Genomic DNA, 14,537 nt, shown 5'->3' on the forward strand with positions numbered 1-14,537 from the left:
AATAAAGTAGGAGGTACATCATGTCAAATATGTTTTGTTTTCAATGTCAAGAAGCTGCAGGGGGAAAAGGCTGTACAGTAAAAGGTGTTTGTGGTAAAACTTCAGATGTTGCAAAAGCTCAGGACTTATTAATTTTTGTAACAAAAGGACTAGCAATAGTTAGTAATGAGGGAAGAAAAGTTGGCGTAATTGATGCTAAAGTGGACAAGTATCTAACAGAAAATTTATTTTCTACAATAACCAATGCTAATTTTGATAGAGAAGTTCTTTTAAATAGAGTAAGGGAAACTTTAAAATTAAGAGAAGAGTTGAAGACTCAAGTTATAAAAGCAGGTGGACAAATTGGAGAAACTAAAGGTAATAGTGGTTTCTTTAAAAAATTATTTGGATTGGCATCAAGTGAAGTAGTTATTCCTGATGCTGCAGCATGGTCAGATAAAAGTGTTAGCGGATTTGATGAAAAGGCTGAAAAAGTAGGAGTGCTAGCAACTGAAAATGAAGATGTAAGAAGCTTAAGAGAACTTGTTATATATGGACTTAAAGGTTTATCAGCATATATGAAACATGCTATGAACTTAGGATACAATGATGTAGAGGTTCACGGATTTATGGCTAAAGCTTTAGCTGCTACAGTAAATGATGCACTATCTGCAGATGAATTAGTAGCACTTGCTTTAGAAGCAGGAAAATATGGTGTAACAGCAATGGCTTTACTTGATAAAGCTAATACTGAGACTTATGGAAACCCTGAAATTACAAAGGTTGATATTGGAGTTAGAAAAAATCCTGCAATATTAATTTCTGGTCATGATTTAAAAGATCTTCAAATGTTATTAGAGCAAACAAAGGGAACAGGAGTAGATGTTTATACTCATAGTGAAATGCTTGCAGGACAATATTATCCAGCATTTAAGAAGTATGATCATTTTGCAGGAAACTATGGAAATGCATGGTGGAAACAAGGAGAAGAGTTTGAAAAATTTAATGGAGTAATTTTAATGACTACAAACTGTGTAGTTCCTCCAAAGGATTCATATAAGAACAGATTATTTACAACAGGAGCTACAGGTGTACCAGGTTGTAAGCATATTGAAGCAGATGAAAATGGAAATAAGGATTTTTCAGAATTAATTTCTTTAGCTAAAAAATGTAAAGCTCCAACTGAAATAGAAAAAGGAGAAATTATAGGTGGATTTGCACATAATCAAGTATTAGCTCTTGCTGATAAGGTTGTAGATGCTGTTAAGACTGGTGCTATAAAGAGATTCTTTGTAATGGCTGGTTGTGATGGTAGAGCAAAATCAAGAAGTTACTATACTGAATTTGCAGAAAAGCTACCAAAGGATACAGTTATATTAACTGCAGGATGTGCAAAATATAAATATAACAAATTAAATCTTGGTGATATTGGTGGAATACCAAGAGTTTTAGATGCAGGACAATGTAATGATTCATATTCATTGGTTGTTATAGCATTAAAACTTCAAGAAGTATTTGGACTTGATGATGTAAATAAACTTCCTATATCATACAATATAGCTTGGTATGAGCAAAAAGCTGTAATAGTATTGTTATCATTATTACACCTTGGAGTTAAGAACATTCATTTAGGACCAACACTTCCAGCATTCCTTTCAGCAAATGTAGCTAAAGTTTTAGTAGAGAACTTTGGAATAGCAGGAATTGGAACTGTTGATGAAGATTTAAAAATATTTTTAGGATAATATAGATTTTAAATTATTCTTAATTAGGAACTAGGCGAAAGTCTAGTTCCTTTAACTTTGTAATAAGGCATTTGAATCAAACTTGTATGGTGGAGCATACATAGATTTGTATAAATCTATGTAGTATACTTTAAAAGTACATTATATATAAATCTAATATGTATTTTTATATAGAGCTATTGCATAAGTGTATAGCTTTATTTTAGGAGGAAAACAAATGAAAACAATACAAGTAGTTGCTGCAGTAATAAAGCATAATAATAAAATATTAGTCACTCGCCGTAGTTATGGTGAGTTTGAGAATATGTGGGAGTTTCCAGGCGGAAAAATAGAAATTGGAGAAACTCGAGAAGAAGCTCTTATTCGTGAAATCAAAGAAGAATTAGAATTAAATATTGATATATCTAACTATTTAACAACAATTGATTATGATTATCCAAATTTTCATCTTACAATGCATTGTTTTGTATGTACTATATGTGGTGGTGAATTACATTTAAATGCCCACAATGATGCTAAATGGACAACTTTAGAAGAATTAGATAAGCTTAATTGGATACCAGCGGATGTATTAGTTATTGAAAAACTTAAAGCTTGTAATAAAAGATAGAAGGTTTTATTTGGGATGTGTTTAAGAATTATGTTGAAATTATAAAGGCAACTTTGATTGCCTTTACTTCATATAAACCTAAATAAAGTTGTTTTTTCAATTTTAAAGTATATATCTGTTAATTACCTTTTTTAATTACCTCAATTACTTCATAATCCAGTATATGCTCCATATCATAGCCTAATTGTTTAGGTAAATCAGAATAATTAACCATGGCTCTTACTAAAATTTTATCTTTATGCTTAATTTTTTGATAGGCTCTATATGCTTCAATCTCAATTTCTGTACTTTTTCTTATTACTTTATTACATTTCCCATCATGTTCTATAACCATAAATCTTTCCCCTTGTTGTGGGTCTAACATTTCTTCTGTTATTATTGTATCTGGTGGCATCTTAGTTATATCCATGTTTAAAACGTCCTTTCAATCCATAAAATTTAATTATTTATTGCGTATTAGGCTTACAATAATTATATCATTTTCAACAGCCTTCTTAAACATAGGCTTTATTTAATATTGATGCTGTTAAAGAACTTTCATCTATGGAAGACTTCCAATATTGAATATACAATTATAGGTTAAAGTATGTTTTATACTAAACTTTTACATATAAACAAATCCCAAATCCAACCATTGAGTGAATAAGTATATTAAAAATGAGAGAAATTAAATAAATCAATAATTAAGAAAGGTGAGTATGATATGAAGAAAACACTTATTTATATAATAACTTTTTTTCTACTGGTTAACTCAACCTGTGGAGTAAAAGCTTCTGCTATTAGTACTAATGTTACAGGCATAAGTGTTAATGAATATGATATCAAAATGAAGCAGGACCTGTTATGCTTAATGATGGCTTATCCAGAATATATAAAGGATATTAAATGTGATGATAATAATTATGTATATTTAATAATGAAATCTGGTAGAAAAATTTTATATGATGACAAAAAAGTAAAAACGCCTGAGGAGAAGCTTGGAAATGCAGATTTACAGGATACTATGGAGCAGATTTATCCTTTAACAAGTATCTCTAAATTAATGGATAAAAATTATGATCCTGGAAGATACAGATCCTATGATTTATTAAAAGAAGTATACGGTTCTTCAAGACAGCAGATAGAAGGAAATTTGAAAAGTGTAAATTTAAAATACACACATGTTCTTTTTAACAATAATAACAAAGCGGCTGAATCACTTCAAAGTACTATGCAAAATCTCATACCTCTTTTAAAAGAAAATGAATCTGTTAGAAGATGCCTATTTCCCTGCATGGGTACTTTTAACTATAGATTAGTTGCAGGTACTAATAGACTAAGTCCTCATTCTTTTGGTATTGCTATAGATCTTGCAAGTGATAAAAGAGATTATTGGAAATGGTCTTCACCTAAAGCTGGAGAAGAACGCTTAAATTCATATTCTAAAGAAATAGTTGAAGCCTTTGAAAAAAACAACTTTATATGGGGTGGGAAATGGGGACATTTTGATATTTTACATTTTGAATATAGACCAGAGATTATTTTAAAAGCTAAATATTTTACTAATGTTAATGATGATAAATCACCATGGTATAATGGAGTGAATTTAGAAGATGCCTCTATTAAGGAGTATATTGATAAAATTAATCAATCATTAAAATAATATGAGAATAAGTTCTAAAAATAAATATGAATTATTATCAATTAATTGAATAATAGTGATTTGTAAGAATTTCTGCTATGATCTAATCGTTTTTGAATATCTTTTATGTAGGCACCATGCTTTTAAAAGTATGGTGCCATAATTTTTTCATCAGTTATATCCAATCACTTTCTACATTAATGATAAATGTAGTTTTTAAAGGCTTAAGAGAAATGATTTAGATAGCTAATTTGAATATTTTTTTATATGTAAACGATATATGATGTTTATTTGCAATAAGGTTGTTTCAATGTTTGCTAAAAAATGATAGTATTATCTTGAGGGTTATGACAAATTGGTAATATTAAACAACCTAAATTACATTATTCTCTCATATTTTTGTTATTTTATAATTTATATTTAATATAATCATAATACTATATAAATATTAACTTATTACAATAATATACAAAATGTTAAAATACAAAATAAAATCCGAGGTGATTAAGATATATGTCATTAGTATTATGATACCTTAAAACTTAAATATAAAGAAAACAATAGATAAAAACTGTACTTATAATATTACTTGAAAGGAAGGAGAAATTTAATTGGATATATTAAAAGTTAAGGGAAATACATATTGCATTGATACTGGAATGACGTACATACCTTTTTATAAAATTAATGATGAAGAAATTATCATGTTGGATACAGGCTGGAAAAAAGGAGAGCGTGAGGGTATAGATGAAGTTTTGGAAAGCAATAATTTTAAAGTTAGAGCTATCTTAAACAGTCATGCTCATACAGATCATATTGGGAACAATACACATTTAAAAAATAAATATAATGCTATAATTGCTATGTCTGCTTATGAAGCTATTATTTGTAGTTCTGATGTTAACCTTAAGGTTTATTATGGAAGTCAAACATTAACAGAGATAAGGAAACACTATGGACATATGGTTTGTAAAACAGATGTTATCATAGATGAAGATCAGAATGAGGTATCATTATGTGGGGTTAATTTTGGGATTATTCATACACCAGGTCACAGTCCTGCCAATATATGCATTATAACACCTGATGATGTTGCATATATGGGAGATACTCTCATAAGTTATGAAGTAATGGAGGGGGCAAAAATGCCCTATGCATATATATTAAGCGAAGACATGAAGAGCAAGGCAAAAATTTATGATTTGAAGTGCAGCAAATATATAGTAGCACATAAAGGAATGTATGACGACATTAAAAAACTAATAGATGATAATATCGATTTTTATGAAAGTAGAGCAATGAGAATATATGAAGTAATAGATGGAACTATGACAATGGAAGATATTATGAAGGTTGTCATTAAAAAGTTTAACATCCGTATACAAGATACGTATAAGTATTACTTTATAGAGAGAATGTTAAAATCCTATGTGGATTATTTATATGAAATAAAAAAACTTAAGCTGATTATGGAAAATGGATTTCTTAAATATACAAAGATGACAGCTAATGCTGTTATAGATATGACTTTTTAAAGTACAGAGGACAATGAAGGTTGATTTTTGAGTATAGCTAAAAATCGACCTTTACTGTTCTTCCAAAAAAGTTGAGATTACATTGGGTAGTGTAAATAGTACTTCTTATATAGAGGTACTATTTTTTTATTGTTATTAATAATTAGTAGACTTTATATTAAAAAGTTTATTTATATATAGACATACTATTAAAATGAGCATATAATGAATATAAAATAAGTGTAGAGGTGTCAGATAATATGAATAAAAATAATAAAGAACTATTTTGGGATGCAACTATTGAAGAGGTAAAAAAAGGTTATGTTGAGTTAGAAGAAAGTTATAAATGTATAATTTGCGAGGAGGAATTTACAAAGGGAAGAATATATGAAATAGATTCTATGCTCTATGATTGCAAAAAGGCCATTGAGCTTCATATATCAGAAAAACATGGATCTACTTTAGAATATTTATTAGGTATGAATCCTTCATTCATAGGAATATCACAGGTTCAAAGAGAGTTGTTAGTATTAATAGCATCAGGACTAACTGATAAGGAAATTGCGGTAAAGCTAGGGGTAGCACAGTCTACTATAAGAAATCATCGTTATAAACTACGTGAAAAAGAAAAGCAAGCACGATTATTTTTATCAGTGATGGAATTAATATCATCAAACACAAAAAAGAAAGTAAACATATTAGACAAAGATATTTTATGTGATGCTCACAAAACAGCAACTACCATAGATGATAGATATAACATTACTGATAATGAAAGAGAAAGTACAATTAAAAATTATATAGATGAAAATGGAGCAGTAAAAACATTCCCATCTAGAGAAAAGAAGAAAATAATAGTTTTATCTGAAGTAGTTAAGAATTTTTCTAAAGGAAAGAAGTACTCCGAAAAAGAGATAAATAGAATTTTACAAAGAATAAATGAGGACTATGCTACTACTAGAAGAGCCTTAATTGAGTATGGGTTTATGGAACGTTCTAATGATTGTAGTAGTTACTGGGTAAAAGAATAATGTTTAGAATACAGTATAAAGGAAAAATTTAGATAAAGACCAATGTAAATTTATTTTATTAAAAATGTGACTGTGGCATTAGGAATAAATATTATTTTTAGAGGACATAGTGCAACAGAGAAGGAAGATTTTGTATAACTCGTTTCGCTAAAGCGAAATATTGTTGATTTATATAAATTTAAAGATTATTTTGAGTTAGCAAAAAATCAACCTTCAATGTTCTCTGTCCTTTGTCAATTGTCCTATGAAAAAATAGCCTATGCTAAATTTCTTTCGACATCTTCTTCAATTTTCTTTTTTGATTTAAGAATTTTATAAATAACCCCAAGCATTATAAACCATACAGGTGTTACAAATAAGGCTACACGAGTTTCATTATTAAGTACCAATGTAACTAAAACAAATACAAAGAATGCTAAAATTATATAGTTTATTACTGGATAAAGTGGCATTTTGAATTTGTTTTTAGAAGCAAGTTCAGGCCTAGTTTTGCGATATCTTAGATGGCAGATAACTATAACTGCCCAAATGAATATATAGCAAAATGTTGATATACTTGTAATAAGTACAAATACGCCTTCTGGCATAATATAGTTCAGAATAACTGAAATCAAGATAACAGTTGCAGAGAATACTGTAGCATTACAAGGTATGTGATTAGAAGTTAATTTTTTCATTGATTCAGGTGCATTATTTTCTTTAGCAAGAGAATAAACCATACGGCTTGTACTAAAGATACCACTGTTGCAAGCAGATGCAGCTGATGTTAATACAACAAAATTTACAATGCTTGCTGCTGCTGCGATTCCCACTGAAGCAAATACTTGTACAAATGGGCTTTTAGCAGGATTAATTGAATTCCAAGGGTATATACCCATAATAACAGTAAGTGCTCCCACATAGAAAATAATAATTCTAATTGGAATGTTGTTAATAGCTTTTGGAATAACTTGTTCTGGATTTTCAGTTTCACCAGCTGTAAGTCCAACTAATTCAATTCCGGTAAAAGCAAATACAACCATTTGAAAGGAAAGTATAAAACCATTTACCCCGTTTGGAAACCAACCACCGTGACTCCAAAGGTTTGTAAAGCTAGATGTACCAGCATTTGTAGAGAATCCTTTAATAATCATAAATGTACCAACTATAATTAATGCTAAAATTGCAACAACTTTAATTAGTGCAAACCAGAATTCCATTTCACCAAATAACTTTACTGCGGTAAGGTTCATGATTAGCAAAATCACAAGAACTATAAGGCTTGGAACCCATCTAGATACATTAGGAAACCAGTATTGTATGTAAAGTCCAGTGGCAGCTACGTCAGCCATAGCAAGTGAAACCCAGCAAAACCAGTAGGTCCATCCAGTAATAAAGGCTGCTCCTTCTCCTAGATAATCATACACAAACTCTACAAAAGAATGGTAGTTTAAATTAGAAAGTAACAATTCTCCAAGGGCACGCATAACAAAAAATAAAATTGTTCCTGTTATCATATACGCAAATAAAATAGATGGACCAGCCAGGTGAATAGACCTGCCTGAACCAAGGAATAACCCGGTGCCGATTGCACCACCAATTGCAAGTAATTGAACATGTCGATTTTTTAGTCCTCTTGATAAGTTTTGATTTTTTGACGTTAATTGATCCATTTTATCCCTCCATCTTAGTCAAAAGACATGTAAAAATGTCTTTCCCTATATAAGTGTTTTGTGATTGGAGATACAAATGGGAATAGATAAGATCTAAACGAAGTAATTGATGTTGATAATGTATTACTTTTGTAAGATATGTTACCTGTCCCCTGTCCTTTTACCTGAGAGTTTGACCTTTCGGCTTTCTCCTTCGGTGCTCTATTAAGAGTCTCTCCAAGGGTTCATCCAATAGCGGTCATCTCTAATTAAATTAGGTACCTGAAAGATTTACTTCTTCGGTGAATGGCAATAGCCATAACTCTCCCACTATCTTCATCTGAACTATTAAATTTTAATTTATATATTAATACATATTTAATAGAATTGCAACAATTTTTCATTTTTAATTAAAATAAAGAGGATATTTGACTACAATTGATGAAAATATTTATAATGACTAAAGAGTATTTAAATAATAATATTAAAGCCTAATGTGAGGAGGATACAAATGAAAATAGGATTTATAGGATTTGGAAATATGGCACAAGCACTTGCCAATGGTTTGATTTATAAAAATGCAATGAAAGCTGAGCAGATATATGCATGTGCAAAAAATTGGGATAAGTTATGCAGAAATACTAATTCAAAAGGATTTATCCCTTGTAAAGATTCAAGTAAGTTAGTAGACAATGTAGATATGGTGGTTATTGCTGTGAAACCGTATCTTGTTGAAGAGGTGATTACACCAATTAAAGAAAAATTAGTTGGTAAAATTGTTATTTCAGTGGTAGTAAATTATACATTTGACAAATATGAAGATATATTAGCACCAAATACTCACCATTTAAGTACGTTACCAAATACTCCAGTGTCAGTAGGAGAAGGGGTTATTGTTTGTGAAAATAAAAGCTCATTAACATTTGAAGAAAATGAGTCCTTTGTAAATTTATTTTCACAAATCGCACTTATTGAAAATGTAGAAACAAAAAATTTAGGTATTGCAGGAACAATAAGTGGTTGTGGTCCAGCTTTTGCAAGTATGTTTATAGAAGCATTAGCAGATGCTGCAGTAATGCACGGTTTACCCAGAGATGTGTCATATAAGCTAGCAAGTCAAATGGTAGTTGGAACAGGAAAATTACAAGTGATTACAAATACACATCCAGGAGTAATGAAGGATGCAGTATGTTCTCCAGGAGGAAGCACAATAGTTGGGGTGGCAGCATTAGAAAGAAAGGGCTTACGTAGCTCCATTATTGATGCAATAGACGAAATACAAAAAAAGAAAAATTAAAAGTAATAGACTCAACTTTTGAGAGGACAGAGGACAGTGAAGGAGAATATTTTAGTGAGTAGAGAATTTTATCTAAAAAAAGTATATGCATATGCATTTGAAGATATTGATGTATATTTTAAATACAATAATACTGTTATATATAGCACAGATAAGATAAAAGTAATGAATGATGAAAATGGTACATTTAAGGCAAGAATTCTTGAATTAATTTCTACAACATGTATAGAGGATCATGAAACAGAGCAAGATGGAATACGTCATTGCATACCAGAAATTTTAAAAGTACAAAACGTAGTATCTTTTTTTACTGGAATGCCTATTACTGTATACAATGAAATAGATTCTTGTTTTAGTATGGAAGAAAAGTATGAGTATGTAAAAAGAGGTACAACACTAGTAATTGAAGGGAAAGATTATAAAAATCAATTATTAAAATTAATCGATAAACTACAAAGTTAATTACAAAAAAGAGCTAGGATGAAAAACTTTAGCTCTTTTTTCATGTTAAGAATTTAGGCATCTGAAAGAAAATAACAAGTCCAATATATGACGGATATTTTTTGAAGATGTCTTTTAAGTAATTAACAAAATAAGCATGCATATTGATAACTATCAGTGGGAAAAATACAGATGAGGTGATAACATATGAAAAAAATTGGTATAGAAAAAGGTTTGTCTAATATTGCAGATTATTTAAGTTCAGAAGGATATTCAGTGCAAACTTTGAGTGGAGATATTAGTAACAATGCTTCAAAGTATGAAGGTTTAGATGTAATTGTTACAGCAGACTATAATACAGATATGATGGGTTTTAGTAATACTTCCACAAAAGTTCCTGTTATTAATGCTAGTGGATTAACACAAGAAGAAGTAAAAAATATGATTCAACAGAAAACCACTAGATAATGGTTAATGAATGATTGTATAATTATTAATGAAGAAAAAGTATGTTTATTTATAGAGGGCTGATAAACACACTTTTATGAAAAAATATTAGTGATTATACCAATTTATTCAGACTACTAAATACTAAAAATATTATGCTTCAAGAATCAAATCTATCTATTGCGAATTTGCTTTAGATAGATTTTTTTATATACACATCAATTTAGAAGTGTAAAATTATAATTTTGCTATAAATATAACTTATAGACACATAGAAAGTAATAATTAATAATAATTAGACTAATAGTATTTTAAATGTTAAAATTATTCAGTATATATAAAGAAAATAGTATAGAATTGTCTATAAAATGATATGACATAAAAGGCATACAAATTCGTTTTTAAACAAAATTGTTAATTTCTTAACATATAAGTAAAAATATTCATGAAGGAGGCTCACATTGAGTATCAATGTAAATATTATTTCTGGATTTTTGGGAGCTGGAAAAACAACATTTTTAAAAAAAATCATTCCTAATATGAAAGGTAAAATTGCTTTAATTGAAAATGAATTTGGTGATATTGGCATTGATGGAGACTTAATTAATGACAACCTACCTATTAAAGAAATCTATGCTGGTTGTATTTGTTGTAGTTTAGTAAAAAATTTTAAAGATAGCATAGAGGAATTAGCGTTAGAATATAAACCTGAACATATATTTATAGAACCATCTGGTGTAGGGAATTTGTCAGACATCATAAGGGTTTGTGGTAAAATTTCTGAAAATTCAAATTCCGATATAAGAATAAATCATCTTATAACTATTGTAGATGTAAGTGCATTTGATGATTATTTAGAGAATTTTGGTGGATTTTATTTAGATCAAATTGGAAATGCTAATATTATCTTTTTAAGTCATATAGATAGTATAGATGACGAAAAAGTGGAAGAAGTAATTTCCAAAATAAAATTAAATAATGAAAAAGCATATATCCTTAAGGATGATTGGTATTCTTATGAGGGTGAAAAAATAATTGAAATATTAGATACAATTGAAGATTTTGAAATTGATTTAAAAGGAGAAGCTGTATCAACACCTGCAGATAAAGTGTTTAGTACTTTATCTATTTCTAATACCAAAACTTTTCTAGAGAAGGATATGGATAAAATTTTATCTTCTCTAAAGAGTAAGGAATATGGTTATATTTTGAGGGCTAAAGGAATTTTAGAGCTTGATACAAAAAGATTTATTTATTTTGATTTCACTCCACATCATTTTCAGTGGAACTATGTGGAAGAATTTAAAGAGGCTAAGGTGGCTTTTATTGGAAATCACCTAAAAAAACAAAAAATATTACAATGTTTTACAAGTAGGCATGTATCTAAAGTTTTAAGCAGATATCCAAAATTTTAAACAGGTATATTTAATCTATAATTTTTATCCGAATAAGCAAACTCTATGTGAATTTAAGAATCACTTGATATAAAATGCTAAGTTTGGTATAGTCATTTACTAACTTAATAAGGAGGGATTAACATGAGTAAAATTATTGACTTTAATTGTACCTATGATAATTCTGTAGGGATTAATGAAGAGGTTACAGAAAAAACGGGATTACATTTTCCAGAAGCCTATAAGCATTGGGACAGCATGGCTGCATTAGCAGAAGAATTAAAGAAATATGATAATGCAAATTTTTGTGGATTACCATTCTGTCATACCGTTGAGGGAGAAGCTATGGGCGGAATAATTAATCTTGGAAATGAAAAAACAGGTCCAAGGGCAAAAGATTATATTTGCACAAAAGCACAAGAGATATTAAATCTACCTGAAATCGATTACTCAAAAGGACGTATATCAGAGGTTCTAAAAGCTTGTAAATATTTGAGAGACAAAGGAGAGAATGTTCTTCTATATATTTCAGGACCATTTACAATAATGAATGTTTTAATTGATCCTCGTCATGTTTTTAAGTTATTTAGAAAAGATTCAGATACTATGAAGGCTATTTTCGATAAATTCCAAAAGGAAATATTACGCTTTGTTGAAGAAGCTAAAAAAGCAGGAGTTAACATGATTAGTTATGCTGATTCTTCTGGAGGATTAAATATTTTAGGACCTAAATATGCTGAGCAGACTGTAGAAATGTTTACTTATCCGTTATTAAAAAACATTGAAAAAATGATTGATGATGAAATGATAGTAATGCTTTGTCCTAAGACTACTTTTGCACTATTAGGAACAGATAAAGCAGTGTGGAAGGATATTAATTTAGGAGGATCTATAAAATATTCAGAAGCTTGTGTAAAAGTTATGGGACAAGCAAAATTTGTTGGACAAATGTGTATTAAAAATAAAGATTTTGAATTGAAGGATGGAACAATCAAAACAATTGCTTTACTTTAATTATTAATATAAAAAATTAAAAAAAGTGTGGAGGGTAAAACACATGCACAAGAATGATAAAATGACACCAAATGAAAGATTAGCTGCATTTATGACAGGAAAACCTATGGATAGAATTTTAGCTATGCCAGTTGCTTGTTCTATGTCTGGATTAGCACTTGGAATGACTCATAAGGAAAAAAGAAGTAGTGCTTTAAATGAAGCAAAAGCACAGATAGCTTGTTATGAAAGATTTGGTAATGACTTAACTATTGTTGAGTATGGACTACATGGTGTAGGTGCAGCTTTAGGTAGTGAAATGAGTGATCCAGAAGATTCAGTACCAGCAATTATGAAATATGCTTTAGAAGATTTGAATGACGTTGATAAGCTAGATATGTCAAAATTAGAACTAAAAAATGATAAAGCATTCCAATTACATTTAGAAGCTGCACGTATCATAATGGAGAAAATAGGAAATGAAGTTCCAACTGGAGTATTAATATCTGGACCTTTTACTGCTGCTGCAAGTATTTACAAAACAGAAAACTTGCTCAGAGCAACTAGAAAAAATCCTGAAAAACTTCATCAACTAATTAAATTCTGTAATGATGCATTGAAAATGATTTGCAGAGAGTTTATAAAAGCAGGTGTTCTTATTTTATTATGTGATCCTATTGCATCAGGAACTATTCTTAATAAAAAGCAATATTTAGAGTTTGTTTTACCATACACTCAAGAATTAATGAAAGAGATTCATGATGCAAAGGGAATGGTTTGTTATCATATTTGTGGAGATACAACATCAATTGTAGGAGAAATGGTGAAATCAGGCTGCGATATGATGAGTATAGATAATAGAGTAGATTTAGCATATACAAAACAAGTAGTAGGAGACAAAGTACCTATACTTGGTAATGTAGATCCAGTGGAAGTATTGATTTTAGGAAATACCAATGATGTAGACTCAGCAGTAAAAAATTGTATGCAAAAGGCCTATGACAGTCCTTGTGGATATATTTTGGCATCAGGCTGCGATCTTTCAGGTGCAGTTCCATTAGAAAATATTGATCAGTTTATGGCTTCTGCTAGAAAATATGGAAAATGGCCACTAGATCCAAAAAATTTCTCTTAGAAGATAAATTTATAAAAAATGGAGGGAAAATAATGACAGTATCAAAGGAAGAATTATTAAAAAGATTATCTGATGGTGTATTTGAAATGGAAGAGGAAGATACGATTGAAGCATCTAAGGAATATGTAGAAGCAGGATATGATATACTTGATGGTATTATGGAAGGTCTTGTAGATGGTATGAATCGTGCAAGCAAATTGTATGAGGAAGAAGAATATTTTGTTACGGATTTATTATTATGTTCAGATGCAATGTATGAAGGTTTAGCAATTTTAAGACCTCATCTTCCAGCAGATGAAGCAAATAGAGAAAAACCAAAGGGAGTAATTGGAGTTGTAGAAGGAGATACCCACGATATAGGAAAAAATTTAGTAAAAATCATGTTAGAAACAGCTGGATTTGATATGATTGATTTAGGTAGAGATGTTCCACTTCAGAGTTTTGTAGATAAAGCTAAGGAAGTTAATGCTTCATTTGTTTGTATGTCAACCTTGATGACAACAACAATGGGTGGAATGAAAACTGTTGTAGAGCTACTAAAAGAAGCTGGAATAAGAGAAAATCTTAAAGTTGTTATAGGAGGAGGTCCTATTTCAAAGAAGTTTTCTGATTTGATTGGTGCAGATGGATATTCTGCTAATGCAATTGAAGCAGTTAAACTAGTAAAAGGATTACTTAATATAGCATAGAAAGAAGTGA

The 14,537-nt window shown here is 29.7% G+C and carries 14 protein-coding genes and 1 riboswitch; of the genes, 12 read left to right on the forward strand and 2 right to left on the reverse strand.

Going from position 1 to position 14,537, the window contains the following annotated elements:
* The first annotated feature begins 20 nt into the window (after positions 1 to 20).
* Together hcp and mutT are read left to right on the forward strand one after the other, a co-directional pair.
* Complete coding sequence (gene hcp, locus HBE96_RS16605; RefSeq protein WP_169298844.1) at positions 21 to 1,724, forward strand: hydroxylamine reductase; 1,704 nt, start codon at positions 21 to 23, stop codon at positions 1,722 to 1,724.
* A 217-nt stretch (positions 1,725 to 1,941) separates the two neighbouring features.
* Positions 1,942 to 2,334, forward strand: coding sequence for an 8-oxo-dGTP diphosphatase MutT (gene mutT, locus HBE96_RS16610; protein ID WP_169298845.1), 393 nt, complete (start codon positions 1,942 to 1,944; stop codon positions 2,332 to 2,334).
* Positions 2,335 to 2,452: 118 nt separating this feature from the next.
* On the opposite strand, the gene HBE96_RS16615 is transcribed toward mutT, so the two are convergent.
* Entirely contained in the window at positions 2,453 to 2,743 is a 291-nt protein-coding gene (locus HBE96_RS16615) for a hypothetical protein (protein ID WP_169298846.1), read from the reverse strand.
* 294 nt (positions 2,744 to 3,037) lie between these two features.
* Between HBE96_RS16615 and HBE96_RS16620 the strand changes: the two genes are divergently transcribed.
* The 3 genes from HBE96_RS16620 to HBE96_RS16630 all read left to right on the forward strand — a co-directional run bounded on the left by HBE96_RS16620 (position 3,038) and on the right by HBE96_RS16630 (position 6,500).
* Positions 3,038 to 3,976, forward strand: a complete 939-nt coding sequence (locus tag HBE96_RS16620; protein WP_169298847.1) for a M15 family metallopeptidase — start codon at positions 3,038 to 3,040, stop codon at positions 3,974 to 3,976.
* Between the two features lie 590 nt (positions 3,977 to 4,566).
* Positions 4,567 to 5,490: an MBL fold metallo-hydrolase gene (locus HBE96_RS16625; protein WP_169298848.1), complete on the forward strand. Its 924-nt coding sequence runs from the start codon at positions 4,567 to 4,569 to the stop codon at positions 5,488 to 5,490.
* A gap of 239 nt (positions 5,491 to 5,729) precedes the next feature.
* Positions 5,730 to 6,500: a DUF2087 domain-containing protein gene (locus tag HBE96_RS16630; protein WP_169298849.1), complete on the forward strand. Its 771-nt coding sequence runs from the start codon at positions 5,730 to 5,732 to the stop codon at positions 6,498 to 6,500.
* 257 nt (positions 6,501 to 6,757) lie between these two features.
* Here the strand turns inward: HBE96_RS16630 and HBE96_RS16635 are convergent, their stop codons facing one another.
* Positions 6,758 to 8,152, reverse strand: a complete 1,395-nt coding sequence (locus tag HBE96_RS16635; protein ID WP_169298850.1) for an amino acid permease — start codon at positions 8,150 to 8,152, stop codon at positions 6,758 to 6,760.
* A gap of 142 nt (positions 8,153 to 8,294) precedes the next feature.
* Positions 8,295 to 8,382, reverse strand: a riboswitch (glycine riboswitch).
* 260 nt (positions 8,383 to 8,642) lie between these two features.
* On the opposite strand from HBE96_RS16635, the gene proC reads away from it, so the two are divergent.
* The 7 genes from proC to HBE96_RS16670 all read left to right on the forward strand — a co-directional run bounded on the left by proC (position 8,643) and on the right by HBE96_RS16670 (position 14,527).
* Positions 8,643 to 9,428 carry a pyrroline-5-carboxylate reductase gene (proC, locus tag HBE96_RS16640; protein ID WP_169298851.1) on the forward strand — a complete coding sequence of 262 codons (786 nt, stop codon included), beginning with the start codon at positions 8,643 to 8,645 and terminating at the stop codon, positions 9,426 to 9,428.
* Positions 9,429 to 9,482: 54 nt separating this feature from the next.
* Complete coding sequence (locus tag HBE96_RS16645; RefSeq protein ID WP_169298852.1) at positions 9,483 to 9,890, forward strand: hypothetical protein; 408 nt, start codon at positions 9,483 to 9,485, stop codon at positions 9,888 to 9,890.
* A 186-nt stretch (positions 9,891 to 10,076) separates the two neighbouring features.
* Positions 10,077 to 10,337, forward strand: a complete 261-nt coding sequence (locus HBE96_RS16650; protein WP_169298853.1) for a YkuS family protein — start codon at positions 10,077 to 10,079, stop codon at positions 10,335 to 10,337.
* Positions 10,338 to 10,777: 440 nt separating this feature from the next.
* Positions 10,778 to 11,731, forward strand: a complete 954-nt coding sequence (locus HBE96_RS16655; protein ID WP_169298854.1) for a GTP-binding protein — start codon at positions 10,778 to 10,780, stop codon at positions 11,729 to 11,731.
* A 123-nt stretch (positions 11,732 to 11,854) separates the two neighbouring features.
* On the forward strand, positions 11,855 to 12,724 hold the full coding sequence (locus HBE96_RS16660; protein WP_169298855.1) for a uroporphyrinogen decarboxylase family protein: 870 nt from the start codon (positions 11,855 to 11,857) through the stop codon (positions 12,722 to 12,724).
* 43 nt (positions 12,725 to 12,767) lie between these two features.
* Positions 12,768 to 13,838: a uroporphyrinogen decarboxylase family protein gene (locus HBE96_RS16665; RefSeq protein WP_169298856.1), complete on the forward strand. Its 1,071-nt coding sequence runs from the start codon at positions 12,768 to 12,770 to the stop codon at positions 13,836 to 13,838.
* A gap of 32 nt (positions 13,839 to 13,870) precedes the next feature.
* Complete coding sequence (locus HBE96_RS16670; protein WP_169298857.1) at positions 13,871 to 14,527, forward strand: corrinoid protein; 657 nt, start codon at positions 13,871 to 13,873, stop codon at positions 14,525 to 14,527.
* Positions 14,528 to 14,537 lie beyond the last annotated feature (10 nt).

It is taken from the genome of Clostridium muellerianum, assembly GCF_012926525.1.
GTDB lineage: Bacteria > Bacillota > Clostridia > Clostridiales > Clostridiaceae > Clostridium_AM > Clostridium_AM muellerianum.

Coding starts and splice junctions, on each gene's coding strand:
- HBE96_RS16665 (WP_169298856.1), top strand. CDS start 12,768: ATGCACAAGAATGATAAAATGACACCAAATGAAAGATTAGCTGCATTT.
- HBE96_RS16660 (WP_169298855.1), top strand. CDS start 11,855: ATGAGTAAAATTATTGACTTTAATTGTACCTATGATAATTCTGTAGGG.
- HBE96_RS16670 (WP_169298857.1), top strand. CDS start 13,871: ATGACAGTATCAAAGGAAGAATTATTAAAAAGATTATCTGATGGTGTA.
- HBE96_RS16650 (WP_169298853.1), top strand. CDS start 10,077: ATGAAAAAAATTGGTATAGAAAAAGGTTTGTCTAATATTGCAGATTAT.
- HBE96_RS16620 (WP_169298847.1), top strand. CDS start 3,038: ATGAAGAAAACACTTATTTATATAATAACTTTTTTTCTACTGGTTAAC.
- HBE96_RS16615 (WP_169298846.1), bottom strand. CDS start 2,743: ATGGATATAACTAAGATGCCACCAGATACAATAATAACAGAAGAAATG.
- proC (WP_169298851.1), top strand. CDS start 8,643: ATGAAAATAGGATTTATAGGATTTGGAAATATGGCACAAGCACTTGCC.
- mutT (WP_169298845.1), top strand. CDS start 1,942: ATGAAAACAATACAAGTAGTTGCTGCAGTAATAAAGCATAATAATAAA.
- HBE96_RS16630 (WP_169298849.1), top strand. CDS start 5,730: ATGAATAAAAATAATAAAGAACTATTTTGGGATGCAACTATTGAAGAG.
- HBE96_RS16635 (WP_169298850.1), bottom strand. CDS start 8,152: ATGGATCAATTAACGTCAAAAAATCAAAACTTATCAAGAGGACTAAAA.
- hcp (WP_169298844.1), top strand. CDS start 21: ATGTCAAATATGTTTTGTTTTCAATGTCAAGAAGCTGCAGGGGGAAAA.